This is a genomic window from Pseudomonas sp. FG86 (assembly GCF_057808775.1).
This window is the reverse complement of the sequence record NZ_JBMDIS010000066.1, coordinates 19,072-36,251: the sequence shown is the minus strand read 5'-3', so window position 1 is coordinate 36,251 and position 17,180 is coordinate 19,072. Positions and strand designations below refer to the sequence as shown.

Below are 17,180 nucleotides of genomic sequence, written 5' to 3'. Positions count from 1 at the left end.
TACTCGCTAAAACTCCAAAAAAGCGGTCGGCCCGAAGGCCGCCACGGGACCAAGCGCCCTCGCCACAGACCGCTGAAAAAAGTTGTGTAGATACTTATGCCCCGATGGCGGAGTGTCAGCCCGTACAGTTTTAACTGATGCACCGCCGTCGGGGGCAATGTCGAATCGTCGCACCGCCCCTCCCACCTGCTCAAACCGTGCCCACTGTTACCCAGCGCTCTTCCTGGGCCGCCACGCGAATCGCCGTCGCCAACCGCTCCACTTCCCACGCCGCCTCAAAGTCAGTGCCGTCCGCGCCCTGGCCGGCCAGCGCCATCATCAACTCCTGCACCTCCAGCGTCTTCAGTTCGTTGTAGCCCAACTGGTGCCCGGCAGCCGGGCTGAACGCCGCATAACCCGGCAGGGCAGGGCCCGCCAGCACGCGCTGGAAACCGTCCTGGCCGGCGCGGCACAGGCGCAGTTCATTCAAGCGCTCCTGATCGAACGCCAGGGTGCCCTTCGTGCCGCTGATCTCGAAACTCAGGTGGTTCTTGTAGCCGTGCTTGAGCCAACTGCTGCTCACCGTGCCGCGTGCGCCGTTGGCGAAACGCAGCAGGGCGTGAATCTGGTCATCCACTGCGATGGCTTTCAATTCGGTACTGCCTTTGATCGCGGGGCGGCGGGTATGAACCGTCTGCGTATCGGCGCACACGCTGAGCACATCGCCGACCAGATAACGCGCCATCGACAACAAGTGGCTGCCCAGGTCCGCCAGGGCGCCACCGGCGTGTTCCACTTCGCAGCGCCATGACCAGGGTGACGCCGGGTCGGCCATGAAGTCTTCGCTGAACTCGCCCTGGAAACTGATGATCTCGCCAAGGTCGCCATTGGCAATCAACTGCCGCGCCAGGCCGATCATCGGGTTGTGCTGATAGTTGTAGCCGACCCGCGTCACCACCCCGGCCGCGCTTGCCGCACGGCGCATGGCATCGGCCTGTTGCAGGCTGACGGCCAGGGGTTTTTCGCAGTACACCGCCTTGCCTGCGGCAATCGCGGCCATGGCCATGGGGTAGTGCAGGTGGTTGGGGGTGGTGATGGCCACCACGTCCACCGACGGGTCGTTGACCAGCGTTTGCCAATCGCCATGGGCCCGGGCAAAGCCCCAGGCGCTGGCGCAACGCTGGGCGCGTTCGGTGTCGGCATCGGCCAGGGCGGCCAGTTTCAGGGTGACGGGCAGTTCAAATACCGCGCGGGCGTTGTTGAAGGCCAGGGCATGGGCACGCCCCATGAAGCCTGTGCCAATCAAGCCGATTCCGAGTTCGCGCATCGCCGTGGTCCTTTGGATTATTGTTTTCAGGAACACTATTAATGGAATAAAAATTCCCAAAATTCAAGATATGGAAAAATTAATTCATTAGGCGCGCGCTATCATTCCGGCTGATGTGGCTATATTCAGCACGTGGCCAAACGCCGTCAGTTAACAAAAGATAACGTAGCGCCGATTGTCAGACGATTCGAAAGCCCGATAGGATGGCCCCTGCTGCCTCCAGGCGCTCTAGATTGCAGGTTTCAGAGCCCAGGAAGGCAACACGACCTAACAATAATAATGGGAGAAAGGTCTATGAGTGAGCCTGTCATGGGTTGGGTTGTTTGCCGCCCACGTGCCGCACGCAGGGTTGCGTTGCTGGCCACAGCGCTCTCGCTGTTTGGAGCCGTCGCGTTGCCGACCGCCGTCCAGGCCGCCAGCGATACCCCCGCCGCCGCGGTGTTTGCGATTGAATCCCCCAAGGCCGCCAAGGGCCTGATGATCGACGTGGTCCATGCCGGCAAGCGCCTGGTGGCGGTCGGTGATCGCGGGCATATCCTCTATTCCGATGACCAGGGCACTACCTGGACCCAAGCCAAAGTTCCCACCCGGCAACTGCTGACGGCGGTGTATTTCGTCGATGACCAGCACGGCTGGGCGGTCGGCCATGATGCGCAAGTCCTCGCCAGCACCGACGGCGGTGCCACCTGGAGCCAGCAATACCAGGACCTCAAGCGCGAAGCGCCGTTGCTCGACGTATGGTTCAAAGACGCCAGCCACGGCCTGGCCGTCGGTGCCTACGGTGCGCTGATCGAAACCACCGACGGCGGCAAGACCTGGAACGACGTCAGCGACCGCCTCGATAACGAAGACCAGTTTCACCTCAACGCCATCGCTTCTATCAAGGACGCCGGCCTGTTTATCGTGGGCGAGCAGGGCAGCATGTTCCGCTCCAGCGACGACGGCCAGACCTGGGAAAAACTCGAAGGCCCCTACGAGGGCTCGCTGTTTGGCGTGATCAGCACCGCTCAACCGCAGACCCTGCTGGCCTATGGTTTGCGCGGCAACCTGTACCGCTCCACGGATTTCGGCAGCACCTGGGAGCAGGTCGAATTGAATGCCGCGCGCGGCGCCCTGGAGTTCGGCTTGTCGGGGGCGACCTTGCTCGATGACGGCTCATTGGTGGTGGTCGGCAACGGCGGCAGCGTGGTGGTCAGCCATGACGACGGCCAGACCTTCAGCGTATTCAACCGCCCGGACCGCATTTCGTTGTCGGCCGTCACGGCGGCAGGCAACGGCAACTTGATTCTGGTCGGGCAGGGTGGTGTTCGCGTCGCCACGCCCACCGGCGCCGAACCGACAAAACAATAAGAAGGCGGGGAAAGAATGAGCAGTCATCACAACGATAAAGCGACCTTTCTTGAGCGCCTGATCTTCAACAACCGCCCGGCGGTTATCGTCATTTGCCTGCTGGTGAGTGTGTTCCTGTTCTGGCAGGCGACGTTGATTCGCCCGTCCACCAGCTTTGAAAAAATGATCCCGCTCAAGCACCCCTTCATCGAGAAGATGATGGAACACCGCAACGACCTGGCCAACCTGGGCAACACGGTGCGCATCTCGGTGGAGGCCAAGGACGGTGACATCTTCACGAAGGAGTACATGGAGACCCTGCGCCAGATCAACGACGAGGTGTTCTACATCTCCGGCGTCGACCGCTCGGGCCTCAAGTCGCTGTGGAGCCCCAGCGTGCGCTGGACCGAAGTGACCGAAGAAGGTTTTGCCGGTGGTGAAGTGATCCCGCAGAGCTACAACGGCTCGCCGCAAAGCCTCGACCAACTGCGCAACAACGTGCTCAAGTCAGGCCAGGTCGGGCGCCTGGTGTCCAACGATTTCAAGTCGAGCATTGTCGATATCCCGCTGCTGGAGTCCTACCCGGACCCGCAGGACCAGGGCAAGCTACTGGCCCTGGATTACCGCAAGTTCTCCCATGAACTGGAAGATAAGATCCGCAACAAGTTCGAAGCGCAGAACCCCAACGTCAAGATCCATATCGTCGGCTTTGCCAAGAAGGTCGGCGACCTGATCGACGGCCTGGTGATGGTGGTGCTGTTCTTCGGCGTTGCGTTCGTCATCACCCTGGTTCTATTGCTGTGGTTCACCAACTGCCTGCGCAGCACGGTCGCGGTATTGAGTACCACGCTGGTGGCGGTGGTCTGGCAACTGGGCTTGATGCACTTCTTCGGCTTCGGGCTGGACCCGTATTCGATGCTGGTGCCGTTCCTGATCTTCGCCATCGGTATTTCCCACGGCGTGCAGAAGATCAACGGTATCGCCCTGCAATCCAGTGAGGCCGACAACGCGCTGACCGCCGCGCGGCGTACCTTCCGGCAACTGTTCCTGCCGGGGATGATCGCGATCCTCGCGGATGCCGTGGGCTTTATCACGCTGTTGATCATCGATATCGGGGTGATCCGTGAACTGGCCATCGGCGCATCCATCGGTGTGGCGGTGATCGTGTTCACCAACCTGATCCTGCTGCCGGTGGCGATTTCCTATGCCGGCATCAGCCATCGCGCCATCGCCCGCAGCAAGAAGGACGCACACCGCGACCACCCGTTCTGGCGCCTGCTGTCGAAATTCGCCAGCGCCAAAGTGGCGCCGGTCTCGATCCTGCTTGCGCTGGTCGCCTTCGGCGGCGGCCTTTGGTACAGCCAGAACCTGAAGATCGGCGACTTGGACCAAGGTGCGCCGGAGCTGCGCCCGGACTCGCGCTATAACAAGGACAACAACTTCATCATCAGCAACTACTCGACCAGTTCCGACGTGCTGGTGGTGATGGTCAAGACCAAGGCCGAAGGTTGCTCGCGCTATGAAGCCATGGCGCCGATCGACCAGTTGATGTGGAAGATGCAGAACACCGAGGGCGTGCAGTCGGCGATCTCGCTGGTGACCGTGTCCAAGCAGATGATCAAGGGCATGAACGAGGGCAACCTGAAATGGGAAACCCTGTCGCGTAACCCGGATGTCCTGAACAACTCCATCGCCCGCGCCGATGGCCTGTACAACAACAATTGCTCGCTGGCGCCGGTGCTGGTGTTCCTCAACGACCACAAGGCCGAAACCCTCGACCGCGCGGTGCATGCGGTGCAGGCGTTCGCCAAGGAGAACAACAAGGACGGCCTGGAATTCATCCTCGCCGCCGGTAACGCCGGGATCGAAGCGGCCACCAACGAAGTGATCAAGGCGTCGGAGTTGACCATCCTGATCCTGGTGTACCTGTGCGTGGCCACCATGTGCATGATCACCTTCCGTTCCTGGGCGGCGACCCTGTGCATCGTGCTGCCGCTGGTGCTGACCTCGGTACTGGGCAACGCGCTGATGGCGTTCATGGGGATCGGCGTCAAGGTCGCGACCTTGCCGGTGGTGGCCCTGGGCGTGGGGATTGGCGTGGACTACGGCATCTACATCTACAGCCGCCTGGAAAGCTTCCTGCGTGCCGGCCTGCCACTGCAAGAGGCGTACTACCAGACGCTCAAGTCCACCGGCAAGGCCGTGCTGTTTACTGGCCTGTGCCTGGCGATCGGCGTGTGCACCTGGATCTTCTCGGCGATCAAGTTCCAGGCCGACATGGGCCTGATGCTGACCTTCATGCTGCTGTGGAACATGTTTGGCGCGCTATGGCTGCTGCCGGCGCTGGCCCGCTTCCTGATCAAGCCCGAGAAACTGGCGGGGCAGAAGGGCAATTCGCTGTTTGCCCACTGAGCCCTGGGGTGAGGGCGTCTGGCCCTCACCCCAAGGTGGACCTTCAGGCCGGTATCACGGGTTCGCTCGCGGTAGCGGCGCGATCGCCAGGAAAATCTGGTCGACGGGAGGCGTGATCAGTACATAGACAATGTTGGTGACCGGTTCGCTGCCGGGGTCCCGGAGGTTGCGCAAGTAGGCTTGGACGTGTTCCTTGAGCAAATCCTTCTGGGTGAATTTGCGCTGTTCGGGCAGCTTCAAATGCGCCCGGGTGTAACGGGCGGGCGGGGCGTCGGCCGTGGCGTAGTGGAAGTGCGTGTACCACAACACCACCGGAGGTTTTTTCGCCTTGTCGTAAACCGCGTATTCGGTGAAGAAGTCGCCGCTGAGGGTCGGACGTTGCGGGTCGGCCAGGCTCGTCAGGTTGATATCGATTTCTTGATGCTCCCACAGGTAGTTGAGGCTCTCCGGTGTCGGCCATTGGCGCTTGTAGGCTTCACTGCACACACGTTGTGCTCGCCGGGTCATATCCCGGGCCTGCGCGAGGTATTCATCGATCAGGTCCTGGGCCGATAGTTTGTCGAGGTGATCGCGCTGTATTTCCTCGGCCAGTGCCGTGAGTTTTCTCGCATGGCCAGTGAGCAGTTCATCCCAGTCGCCTGGGTTGACCTGTTGACGGGTGAGGGGCGAGTCGAGTTTTTGCTGGTCGGTCGCAATCGTGTGTTCAATGCCTTTGCGCTGCTCGATCAGCGCCTGGCCAAGGCTTTTAAGGGTGGCAAGTGGGCGGCCTTGCGGTTCGGCTAACGCCGGGGCAGCCGGTTCGTCTTCAGTGGCTGCCCAGCCGTCTTCGTGTCGGCTGAAAGCGGTAACGGTTTCACCGGTTAACGTGTCGGTGATGGTAAAGCGCTCCTCGGTGCCTTGCGCACCGGCAGGCTTGAGTTCGCCGATGAGGTATTGTTTTTTACGGGTTTTGAACACCCGTTTTGTCGGAAGCTTGGGGCGCAGGTTTTTTGACAGGGGCAGCTCGACGTCCAGCGCTTCCTGCTTGCGCACCACCGCTTCCAACTCATTTTGTGCAAGCGCCTTGGCATACTCGAGACCGTCCAGCAGGCGCTCGGACTCCACCCGCAGTCGACGCGGATTGATGACCTTGAGGGCGCGGATAGCCTCTTCGTAGCGGCTGTACTGCTTGAGCACCGTCTCGTAGACATCCCGTTGTTCGGCCAGCGGGTATTCGGCACTGCTGCGTACTTCAACGTGAGACAGCAGCACCTCGAACAAGTCGATGTGCTCAAGGCGCCTGATGTAGAGGTCTTCTTCCGGAGGCGTTGCGGCGTCGCTCATCTCCACGCTGGCGGCGGCAAGATAATTCAGCGCATTGAGTTTCAGGTTGTCGGAAAAAAAATGCTGTGGAAAGGCGATTTCATCCAGCAGTTTCTGACGTATCACACGTCCCGCGCGCGAGTCCTGCTCCAGCAGTTGAAGGGTGTTCTCCATGGTGACCGAGACCTCGCCCATGTGCTGGCGGATATTGGCCGACTCAATGGCGTTGCTGATGTATTCGTTGTAGACGGTGCGGTCTCCGAGCAAATTGTCGATAAACATCCTGCGCGCCATCTCTGACATCGGCTCTCCCGCGCGGGAGAAGCGCATGGCGTTCAGCCGGCCCAATAGCAAGGTGTGAATGAACAGTTGCTGATCCCAGACAGTCTTGAGGATTTTTTCGCGGTCGCGCACGTGTGCACCCGCCCCGCCGACTTTTTCCAGTTCCTGGCCCAGCTTGACCATTTCCAGGCGCGGGGTGAGTGACTGGGCAAACAGGACTTCCAGGTTTTGCAGCAGGATCTCGAATTCGGTACGTAGTTCCTGGTGCCTGAGGGTTTCCTTCAGATGGCGTGCCTCCAGCGCCGGTTTTTGTGCATCAGTCGCCTTTTTCAGCAGTTCTGCCGTCAATTGGACGATTTTGCGTTGATTCTTCAGGGCCTCAAATGCGCCTTGTGTCGGTTTGAGTGACGCATCAAACGGCGCCACCAGTTGCGGGATCTCTTGACTGAGTGCCTGTACGCGCGCGAGCACCTGCTCTTTCTTGAGCCGGTTTTGTGCTTGCAGTTCCTCCTTGCGACCGCCGCCCAGCAGCTTCAGCCCTGGGTCCAGGCTCCAGTGGCCCTCACCGTCGGTTTTGAGCTTGATGCCGGGGTGGTCTGGATGTTCAGGATGAATGATGAACACCTCGCCAAACCCCGGGACAATACTGACCCTGAACAACAAGCCGCCGACGGAGGCATGCCAGAGGCCGCCGATGCTGTACAACCCAGCGTGTGCCCCGATTTTGACCGGCTCTGGTGCAGGCACGGGCCAGGCGATGTTGACGGCTCGCAGTTTGTCCAAAAGCCTTGCCGAGGCGCTGTCGCTGGCCAGGGAGTGGTCAAAATCCATCAGCGTGCGGCCACCCCCCGGTGGTTCTGCGGGCAGGCCGACACCGCCGCGGGCAACCACCGTCGTTCGTCTCGTTGCCGGGCCTGCCAGCGGGCGCCTGAACGGCTCGCGAGTCAGGGCTTGTGCATCGAACGGCGGGTTGTCGGGAACGGTCGCAGGGGCGCCGTGATGGACCATCAACAGGCTGATATTAAGCAGCAGGTCGACCCACGCCAGCTCCCTCGCGGTGGGGTCGTCACTCTCCAGCGCTGGCAGGTCTTGTGTGAGGCTTTGCGTCAGTTGCAGGAGCCAACCCACTGCCGCCAATGGCCCGCGCGCGGCGATCAACAGCGTGTTGAACCCCAGTTGCATGCCTTCCAGGATCAGCGCCCAGCGGCTTTCACGGTTGGACGTCGACTCACGTTCGGCCTGGTCCAACACCTGTCGGGTTTCACAACCAAACAGGTACTCCATGAGGCTGCCGTGGTTGAGTGACTGAAGCAGTTCGTCAGCGCTTTCGTCGCCGGCCTTTGCCAGTTCCGCGGGCTTGGGCACGCTGGGCAGGCTGTCGAACTCCGATCCTATGCCGACACGTACGATGTGGGGTTGAGTAAAACCGCCATGGCTGTAGATCGCCCTGGCAGTGTCCGGCAACCAGGTCAGGACACTGTCCTGCAGGGGGCCGGGCTGCACGATGGCTGCGAGCAATTGCTCGCGGCGGGCGAATTCGCGCAGTGCGTCGGGATAGGCTGGACGATAAAGCACGTGCGGCCCCAACTGGGTGTCGAGCGGTTCGATGATGAACATGTTTTGCACGACATCCGCCGTGGCCCCAGGCTTGCGCAGAAACGCCAGCGGGCGAATGACGATGGCGTTGCCGTCGATGCGCCGCGCCATGGGGTCCGGGTCGAGCACGGCGTTCACACACTGCACACCTCGGGTTGTCAGGCCCGCTTCGCCCTTGATCTTGTGCTCCAACGCCTGGGTTTTCAGGTGCACGGGCCGTTGCTGCTGGAACAGCCGCTGGCGTTTTTGCGCCGCCTCGGTGTCGCTCATCAGCGCCTGGCGCAGGTAGTTGGGGTAATTTTTACCGATGTCGACACGCTGGATCAGTTGGAGGATGTAGTCGGCGGTCAGCCAGGCTTCCACTTCCCGGCCCCGGCGGTGGCTTAGGGTCATGCGCCCTTTGGGTTTTCCCGAGAGGTTTTTCAGGGCCAGGTCCACCAGGGTCATGGAGACCGGCTCGATGTAACCGCCCCCCAGGCTGCCCACCGGGACATGAAAGGTCAGCTCCACGTCATCGGCAGCGAGCCCGGCAGATAATGTCTCCTGGCTGCAGGTACGCGTGCCACCCAGGGCCTCGGTGCGGTCCAGGCACAGTTGGTGGTTCAAATGCTGGGTCGCATAGCTGCGCAGTGTTTCCAGGCCGTCGAAGTCGGAGTCGCCCAGGGTCAGGCGCCGAATACCGGCTTGTTCAATCAGGCATTGACGATAGGCCAGGCGGTCGGCGGTGCTGGCGCGTTGCAGCCAGTCGGGAAGGGCGGCCTGCAGGGTCGATAGGGTTGCCAGGGGCGTGGCGGCGTCGGTGAATAATCGACCCGGGTTTGCGGTGGCGGCGAACAGCTGCTCAAGGGCGGTCACCGTAGACCTGGCGGGAAGTTCAATTGTGGCCAGGTCATCCAGTTGCTGGTTCAGTACCAGCGCGGCTTGTATCTCGAAGATATTGCCGTCGGGCTCGTACTGCCGCCAGGTGATCCTGTCGACGACGAAACGCTGTTGCATGCGCTCGCCCCAGGCCTGGCCGAAAGCATCCAGGTCGGGGTATGACTCAATCTTGCCGTCGAGGCTGCACAGCAACACATGCGCTTGGCTGACTATCAGGATATCGCTGGCTTGCAGAGTGAGTCGGGTGCCTGCCCGTTCCAACTGCGTCTCCAGGGTATAGGCGCGCACCGCGTTCTCGGGCCAAGGGCGTGCGGCGCGAGTGGCTCTGTCGGGGTAGCGGTTCAACGTGCTGAGGATGCTCAGGGGTTGGGCTGCGTTTCCGGCCTGGCGAGTGGCGGATTCGAGCAGCGAGCCTTGCAGCACATCGGCCAGCCACTTCCAGCGACTGACGCGGGCGTCACTGTCCTGGCCCCAATAGGTAGCCAGAGCTTCTTGAAAATCGATGAACAGCAGCGTCGGCAGTTCTCTGATAACCCCTTCAATGACCTCCAGGTCATAGTCGCGACTGCGTTCGTTGGTGTGATACGTCAGGCGGCTGCCGGTGGCGCCGCTCAAATAGCTGTCCAGGCCCAGACGTGTCGATACATCGGGAAAGCCGCCATCAGCCAGGTAGCCCAGCGTGACCTCCAGCAAGGGGAGCAGGGTGCGACCGCCACCTTCACGGGGTACGGCTAATCGAAGGTCCGCGAGCGGATAGGTCAGCGGCGGGTATTTTTCCTTCAGGTTGGTGGCGAGCAGTTGCGCGGTGACTGAGCGCAATGTCGGGCAGGTGCGGAACTGGGCTTCAACCGCTTGTCGGATCGGCTGTGCGGCAGGTGGGGTGTTTGGGGCTGGCATGGGAGTTCCTTTTCCGTTGAATGAAGACGCGCCCATGCAAGGTAATGTGCTGTGTTCGGGGGAGGTGGTAGCCCGTTAGGGTGTTGCGGAGGCGGCTTGCTGGTGCTGGTTGTCACGATGGCGCGCGCATCCGGAGTGGTTGCGATGTACGCTTAACTGACTGGCATCCGGGCAAACCGGCTCCTTGGGGAGGTTGGGTTAGAGCTTCAGGAACAGTTTTTCATCCAGTGGGGCTTTTATCTGGCTGCGCACGATGCTCTCGATGCGTTTGTTGTCCTGGCCGGCCTGGTTGATGAGGTCCTGTTGCGTCAGGAAGCGCTGTTCCGGGATCTTCAGGTGCGCCGCGCTGTGGTCGGCGCGTGGCGTGGTGGGGGTGGGGTAATGGAAGTGCGCATACCAGAGCACCTTGGGCCCATTTTTCTCGCGCACGGCATATTCGGTAAGGAAGTCACCGCCCTTGAGTTTTTTGCCACGGTTGACCAGGCCGATATCCACGCGTCCATGTGTCCACAGGTATTCGACGTTTTGTGCACGCGGGGCCTGACGCAGGTAGCCGTCACAGCGATGGGCAATGGCGCGCTGGCGCATCTCATTGGCCGTGTCCTGCCATTGCTTGACCAACGCCGCGGTTTCGCTGCGTGCGCCATGGCTGGCCTGGGCTTCCTGCGCCACGTGCTCCAGGCGTTGGGCCTGGGCTTCGAGCATGTCGCTCCAGTCGCTGGGGCTGACCGACTCTCGGCGCGTCGGGTCATCGAGTTTCTTTTTCTGGAACTGGATCGAGCGCTCGATGCCGGCCTGCTCGTCCATCAGCTTGCGAGCACTGCCGATCAAGGCGGATAACGGTTTAGGCGAGGGCACGGGCGCCGGTTTTATCGGTTCGGCCCGCACGATCTGCACCCACTCGCCCTCGGCCGGGTGCCAGCTGTAACTGGTCAACGCCTGGCCGTTGCGGCTGTCGAGGACATCGATGATCGGAATGTCCTGCCCGGCTTGCGCAGCCCTCAAGGTGCCGACCAGGGTCTGCTTGTCACGGGTCTTGAATACCCTCTTGTTGTTCGACTTGCGCGGCCGTTCCTGGCGCGCCACCGCCACGGGCGGCAGGTGTTGCTCTTCGCGGATCAAATCGGCCAACTCGGCTTGGGCCTGGTCGATCACCCCTTGCAGGTAGTCGACGAACAACTTGCCGTACACCGGCCGCACGCTGACGGGGTCGACGTCCTGGAGTGCCTGGGTGTTGCTCAATTCGGCCCGGTATTGATCGATCAGGTGGCTGAGGACCGCGATACGTTCATCAGTGGTATAGCCTTCGTGCTGTTGCAGTTCGATATGGGAGGTCGCCACGCTATTGAGGTCTGCCCGGTTGAAGCGCGCCAGGAAGAAGGCAACCTCGGGAGACTGTGTGTCGACGCTGCGGTCGATGCTCAATTCGCGCAACGCGCTGAGGCGTTCCAGGTTGGCGTTGAATGGCTGGCCGGCCGGTGGCTGGCGCGTAGCCTTGATAAAGGCTTCGGCCTGTTTCTTGCTCGCGGGCGAATCGTTTTTCCACTCATCGAGTGCCTGGTTATACGCCTCGTTGGCCTTGATCAACCGTGTCAGGCGCTCAACCCGGTGGGCCAGGCTGTCGATGAACTCCGCGTAGGCACCCGGTTCATTGTTGCGGGTGCGCTCGATCAGGCTGGTCAACGGTTCGCCGCTGATGGCGTGCGAGAGCTCATCGCCGACGTACAGGTAGTCGGTAGTATTGGCGCGCAGTGTTTCAGCGATCGCCTGGTATTCTTCGGCGCGTTTTTCCTTGAAGACGTTGAAGTCCTGGGCCGGGGTCTCGGCGGTGAGCACCTGAATCGCATGCTTGCGGTGGGCGACCAGGGTGCCAACGCTTGTTTGGTAGTCCTCCAAACGAATGCGCAACAAGGTGTCCAGGCCCTGGTTCTTCATGCGTTCCTGCTGGTAACGCGCGGTGAAGTCAGCTTTGCGCTCACCGTGGTTTGCCAGGCCCCATAGGGTCTTGAGGGTTTTGTCCGACGTTTGAAGGGCCTCCTGGGTTTCCTTGACACGCTTGCCTGCCGCTTCCACGGCACTCACCGCAGGCTTCATGCGGAACACTTCGTTCACGTACGTTGCGAGCTTCGCCTCGCTCAGTGCGTTGTTGCGGTCCAGCGTGGCTTTCATCCTCGCGCTGGACTTGGGCATGCCGCCCTTGAGCTTGGGACGTAGGTCAAACTGCCATAGCCGCTGGGCATCGCGTGTCAGCGGCGGGCCGGTACGGGCCTTGTCCTGTTCATCGATCACGAAGACGCCGTCCAGGTCCCTCGCCACGCGGAACCAGCGGTTTTCAATCTGTGCGTGCAATTTGTTGTCAATGAGGTACAGGCCCTCGGTCTCGCCACGGCTGATGGGGGGCACCGGCGTGGTTGGGCCGGGCACGCTGAACGAATCGATCAATGCGCGTTGGGCGGGGCTCAGTTGACGCGGGCTGGAAAAAGCAAAGTCGAAGGGGTGGTGACTGTCGGCAAGGCCATCGCCTGTCATTGTGGTGTCCTGCGTGACCACTGCCGGCGCCGACGAGGGTTCCCCGGCGGCACGGCGCAAGGCAATCGACACGTCCGGTCGCTGCGCAAATGGCAGGTGACCTACCGGCCGCTCCGGCGCCGGGTGTGTGTGGCTCAATAAGGTGCTGACATTTACCAGCAGGTCGACCAGCGCTTGTGCCGGGTCGGGGTGACTGGGGTCGCTGGCTTGCTTGATATCGTTTTCAACGCTGGCCAGTTGTACCAACCAGCCCGCCATGGCGCCTGGGCCGCGCAGCACCGGGAGCAGTGTGTTGAACAACAACCAGCCCAGTTCTTTATGGGACGCCCAGCGGCTCTGGGCGTCGGAGACGGACTGGCCCTCGGCGAGCGTGACCAGGCTTCGCGCATTGGTACTGAACAGGTGTTGCATCAGCTGGCCGTCGAGCAACGCCTTGTCCAGTGCCTCGGCCGCGGCATAGCCGTCGACGGCCAACGCCGTCGGCGCGGGCGTGTCGGGTGCATCGAATTCGTTGAACAGGCTGTAGTGCGCAATGTGCGGGGTCTTGAAACCATCGTTGGCGTAGATCGCACGGGTGTTGTCGTCGGGCAGCCAGGCCAGGATGCTGTGTTGCAGCGGGCCAGGTGCCTGGACCGCAGCCAGCAGAGCGTCACGGCTGGCAAACTCCAGCAAGGGCGGTGCCAGCAGCGGGCGATACAGCAAGTGCGGGCCGCGTGCCGGGTCCTTGGGCTCGAGCAGGAACATATTGGCGACCACGTCCGGCGTCGCTCCGGGTTTGTGCAGGAAGGCCAGCGGCCGGACGGTGACGGGCTGCCCGTCGACTGTACGCAGGCCGCTGCCGGGCCGCGTCACCGCTTCGACCAGCCGGTAACCCCCGTCGGTCATGCCGGCTTCGCCCTTGAGCTTGAGTTCCAGGGCCTGCAGGGTTAGTTGCACAGGCACCTGCTCGGTAAACAAGGCGCTACGCTGCCGCGCCTGCTCGGTATCACTGAGCAGTTGCTGATTGAGCAGGGCCGGATAGTGTTGGCCGATATCGACGCTGCTGATCAGGTCCTTGAGCCTCTGCGGCATCTGCACGTCGTTCACCCGTTGCCCGCGCAGGCGAATCTCCATGGCGCCCTTGGGCAGGCCGGCAAGATTTTCCAGGGCCATGTCCACCAGGTTCATCTTGATCGGTTCGATATAACCGCTGCCGAGGTCGCCGACCGGCACGTTGAACGTGATCTCCAGGTCTTTGGCGGTATAGCCCTTGGGCGCCAAATGTGCGTTGAGCTGTTGCTCGGCATAGGTGCGCAGGTCGGGGATGTCGGTGAGGAAGGTGCGCCCCTGGTGGCGCTGCACACTGCTGGCCAGCGCCAGGGTCTGGCGTTGGTAGGTGAAACGGTCGGCGTCGCTGGCCTGGGTCAGCCATGGCGGCATCTTGCGTTGCATTTGCTCAAGCCGCGCCGTCGACGCCGTGTCACTGAACCAGTGCGAGGTGTCGCTGGCCTGGGTAAAGACCTGCTCCAGGTTGGTCACGTTGGTTTTGGCCGGCAGCTGTATCGCGTCCAGGTTCTGCAACTGTTGATCGAGCATGATGGCGGCCTGGGTATCGAACACGGTGCCATCCGACTCGGTGCGTTTCCAGGTCAGGTGATCGAACGCGAACCTTGCGCTGAGTTGGCGCTCCCAGGCTGTGGCGAAGGCTTCCAGGGAGGTATAAGGCGTGACGACGCCCTGGGCCGTCGCGTGCAGCACCAGGGTGCGTTCGCCCACCTGGCGTGTGATCAAAAGGTCCGGGCTGCTCACCGTAGATGCGGTGCCTTGATGCGTCAGGGTCGTGTCCACCCGGAATACCTTGGCGGCGCCCGCGCCGTACAGGGTATTGCGTTCGCCCGCATCGGGGTAGCGGCTGATCTGGTCGAGGGTTTCGCGTTGCTGCGGGTCCAGGCCGGGTTGCTGGAGGCCGGCGATGCGCAGGGTGTTTTTCAATGTATCGCTGAGCCACAGCCAGCGGCTGGTGGCGCCAAAGGCCGGCTGGCCCCAGTACTGGCTCAACGCTTCGGCGTAGGCAGGCTTGAGGTTGGGGCGCAGGCTGCGGAGCGCCAGGTCGAGCGAATGGCTGTCCAGTGGGGCAGGGCTGCCGGTGTCGGACTTGACCCACTGGCGCGGGCCGGAAAAGTCCAGCTCGGCGCCGTTGGCCAGATGCTCAAGGGCGAGGTCCAGCAGGGGTGTCGGCCGGTCTGGCGAGGAACCGGCCAGGGCGGTGTTGGCGCTGTCGATTTTCAGCGCGTCGTCGAGCAGTTTGGCGACCACTGAACGCACGGTGGGGCGCGTGGCGAACTGGTTGGCCACCACCTTGGCGGGCGTGTCGGGCGGTGTGGGGGCTGGATGAACGGCTGCGAGCTTGCCTTGCAGGCTCAGAGGCACTTTGCCCCGCCCTGGGGAGAATAAGCGGGCGGTTCTTGTGGGTGTCGCGGGCGCGGGCTCGGGCTCCGGTGTAGCAGGTTGACGGCTGGCCGATGGCTCAGGTTCGATCGGCAACGAAAACGTGAACAGGCGGGGGGTGTTTCTGACCGATTGCATACAGGCACTTCCTTGGCTGGGGGAGACAAAAACAGGCTGGGAAAAATACCCGCCCGTTGCACGCCCAGCTTCGGCAATGCGTTATGAACTGTTTCCAGGTGCCGCGGGAACTCGGGCCCACGCCTTGAGCGGTGCGGGGCAGAGGCGTCTGTTTCGACGTATTTGTAACGCGCCCGGTAGCGAAACCGGCACCGTCCTGGGGCCCCTGGGCTATCATTGGCGTTTTCCCGTAGATGATTGACCTGCCATGACTGCCGAAAAACTGCCCGACGTCCTAGCCACCAGCGACATGCTTGAAATCGACGGGCTGCACGCCTTCGACTTCACGCTCAATGATGAGACATTGCAGATCATCGCCATGGACGGGCGTGCGGAAAAACGCTGGAGCTTCAGCCGGCAACAGGTGGCGACCGCCACCTTCGATGAGACCTTGCAAAGCTGGACCCTGATCGGTGACTCCGGCGAGCACCGCCTGGTCTGCATGAGCGCGGTCACCGGCAACAATAACGATGAGGATGAAGCGGATGATGATGCGTAAATTCTGGCCCCTGCTGATGGCGGGCAGTGTCGGTGCGATGTCGGTGCAGGCCGCGCCCGCCGACACCTATGAACTGCTGGTGGGCAGCTACACGGCGGGCAGCAGCGAAGGGATCTACCGCCTGCAATTCGATAGCCGTACTGGCCAGTTCAATGGCAAGCCGGTGCTGGCCGCGAAGGCCGCCAACCCGTCGTGGCTGACGCTCTCCAAAGACCAGAAGCACCTGTTTGTGGTCAACGAGAACGGTCCTGGCCAGAAAGACCCGGTTGGCCGCGTCAGCAGCTACAGCATCGACCCGCAGAGCCATCAGCTGACCCTGATCAACCAGGTGCAGAGCCTGGGCAACGAACCAACGCATTCCAGCGTCGCCGTGGATGGCCGCTACCTGTTCGTCGCCAACTATTCGGTCCTCGAAGATCCGGGCGGCAGCCTGGCGATCCTGCCGGTCGACGCGGGCGGCAAGCTGTCGGCACCGGTGCAACTGAGCGGGCACCCGGCCAGCCGTGTGAACCCCGAGCGCCAGGCCTCCAACCATGTGCATTCGGTGGTGTCATCGCCGGATGGCAAATATGTGTTTGTCCAGGACCTGGGCGCCGACAAGGTGTTTGCCTACCACTATGACCCCAAGGCCAACCACGAACTGCCATTGACCCCGGCGACCCCTGCGTCGGTGCCACTGCCACCCGGCAGCGGCCCGCGACACTTGCTGTTCAGCGCGGACGGCAAGCACGCCTGGCTGACCACCGAGATGAGCGCCCAGGTCGCGGTATTCGATTACAACGACGGTAAGCTCACCCAGACCCAACTGGTGGATTTCGCCGCCGGGCAACCGGTGTCGGACAAAGCGGGTGCCGCGCTGCACGCGTCCAGCGACGGCAAGTTCCTGTACGTGAGCAACCGGGGGACGGCCAATCAGGTGCTGGTGTTCAGCATCGACCCGACCACCGCGCACCTCAAGGAATTGCAGCGCCGCTCCGTGGAAGGCGACCACCCGCGTGAGTTCAGCCTGGACCCGAGCGGCAGGTTCCTGCTGATCGCCAACCAGAAAAGCAATGAAATCGTGGTGGTTGAACGCGACCCCAAGACCGGCCTGCTGGGTAAAACCGTGCAGAAATTGCCGATCGATGCCCCCAGCGACCTCAAGTTCCTGGTGCGTCAATAAGCCACAGGCCCCGCACCGCGGGGCCTGACCCTTTGTATTAATTCGATTAATAGCGGCTACTGTTTCAAAGCATTTCTAAGGCTCAGCCCTCGGGCGTAAGTTTGGTTCCAAGGCCTTCCCCGGCCACTCAACCAAACGAACACAAGGGTTACCGACATGAACTTCAATCTCTTCTCGATCATCGCCGCTTCCGCCGTTTCCGCCACCGTGGCCCTGCCAGCGGCCGCCAGTGTGGAACTCACCGGCAAAAAATCCAGCACCAGCGCCTACACCCAGAAATACCTGCAACAAAGCGCCAACTTCTATGCCGCCCTGGATCACAAAACCCAGCAGTGAGCGCTGATTGACCCTGCACACAAGCAGACGCCAAACCACTGGAACGT

8 protein-coding genes are annotated in these 17,180 nt (G+C 61.9%); 5 read left to right on the top strand and 3 right to left on the bottom strand.

The annotated features are described in order from the left end of the window. Nucleotides 1–190: 190 nt before the first annotated feature. On the bottom strand, nt 191–1,306 hold the full coding sequence (locus ACODSV_RS27730; protein WP_150054213.1) for a Gfo/Idh/MocA family protein: 1,116 nt from the start codon (nt 1,304–1,306) through the stop codon (nt 191–193). A 309-nt stretch (nt 1,307–1,615) separates the two neighbouring features. Between ACODSV_RS27730 and ACODSV_RS27725 the strand changes: the two genes are divergently transcribed. Together ACODSV_RS27725 and ACODSV_RS27720 are read left to right on the top strand one after the other, a co-directional pair. Continuing rightward, nucleotides 1,616–2,656 (top strand): WD40/YVTN/BNR-like repeat-containing protein, encoded by a 1,041-nt coding sequence (locus tag ACODSV_RS27725; RefSeq protein WP_069081340.1) that lies wholly within the window; start codon nt 1,616–1,618, stop codon nt 2,654–2,656. A 15-nt stretch (nt 2,657–2,671) separates the two neighbouring features. Next, the gene (locus tag ACODSV_RS27720) at nt 2,672–5,047 is read left to right on the top strand and encodes an efflux RND transporter permease subunit (protein WP_150054214.1); all 2,376 of its coding nucleotides are present in this window, start codon (nt 2,672–2,674) and stop codon (nt 5,045–5,047) included. A gap of 54 nt (nt 5,048–5,101) precedes the next feature. Here ACODSV_RS27720 and ACODSV_RS27715 read toward each other — a convergent pair whose 3' ends face one another. Both ACODSV_RS27715 and ACODSV_RS27710 read right to left on the bottom strand, forming a co-directional pair. Continuing rightward, on the bottom strand, nt 5,102–10,003 hold the full coding sequence (locus ACODSV_RS27715) for a dermonecrotic toxin domain-containing protein (RefSeq protein ID WP_150054215.1): 4,902 nt from the start codon (nt 10,001–10,003) through the stop codon (nt 5,102–5,104). A 198-nt stretch (nt 10,004–10,201) separates the two neighbouring features. Beyond that, nucleotides 10,202–14,941, bottom strand: coding sequence for a hypothetical protein (locus tag ACODSV_RS27710; RefSeq protein WP_223817815.1), 4,740 nt, complete (start codon nt 14,939–14,941; stop codon nt 10,202–10,204). Between the two features lie 403 nt (nt 14,942–15,344). Between ACODSV_RS27710 and ACODSV_RS27705 the strand changes: the two genes are divergently transcribed. From ACODSV_RS27705 to ACODSV_RS27695, 3 genes are all read left to right on the top strand, one after another. Then, the gene (locus ACODSV_RS27705; RefSeq protein WP_024075920.1) at nt 15,345–15,635 is read left to right on the top strand and encodes a DUF5629 family protein; all 291 of its coding nucleotides are present in this window, start codon (nt 15,345–15,347) and stop codon (nt 15,633–15,635) included. Then, nucleotides 15,622–16,797 carry a lactonase family protein gene (locus ACODSV_RS27700; RefSeq protein WP_102624357.1) on the top strand — a complete coding sequence of 392 codons (1,176 nt, stop codon included), beginning with the start codon at nt 15,622–15,624 and terminating at the stop codon, nt 16,795–16,797. Before ACODSV_RS27705 ends, ACODSV_RS27700 begins: the two co-directional genes overlap by 14 nt. Nucleotides 16,798–16,953: 156 nt before the next feature. Next, nucleotides 16,954–17,133, top strand: coding sequence for a hypothetical protein (locus ACODSV_RS27695; protein WP_024075918.1), 180 nt, complete (start codon nt 16,954–16,956; stop codon nt 17,131–17,133). The last annotated feature ends 47 nt before the right edge of the window (nt 17,134–17,180 follow it).

Excerpts from the sequence above, each read along its gene's own strand:
- ACODSV_RS27705 (WP_024075920.1), top strand. The coding sequence starts at position 15,345 with ATGACTGCCGAAAAACTGCCCGACGTCCTAGCCACCAGCGACATGCTT.
- ACODSV_RS27700 (WP_102624357.1), top strand. The coding sequence starts at position 15,622 with ATGATGATGCGTAAATTCTGGCCCCTGCTGATGGCGGGCAGTGTCGGT.
- ACODSV_RS27720 (WP_150054214.1), top strand. The coding sequence starts at position 2,672 with ATGAGCAGTCATCACAACGATAAAGCGACCTTTCTTGAGCGCCTGATC.
- ACODSV_RS27715 (WP_150054215.1), bottom strand. The coding sequence starts at position 10,003 with ATGCCAGCCCCAAACACCCCACCTGCCGCACAGCCGATCCGACAAGCG.
- ACODSV_RS27730 (WP_150054213.1), bottom strand. The coding sequence starts at position 1,306 with ATGCGCGAACTCGGAATCGGCTTGATTGGCACAGGCTTCATGGGGCGT.
- ACODSV_RS27695 (WP_024075918.1), top strand. The coding sequence starts at position 16,954 with ATGAACTTCAATCTCTTCTCGATCATCGCCGCTTCCGCCGTTTCCGCC.
- ACODSV_RS27725 (WP_069081340.1), top strand. The coding sequence starts at position 1,616 with ATGGGTTGGGTTGTTTGCCGCCCACGTGCCGCACGCAGGGTTGCGTTG.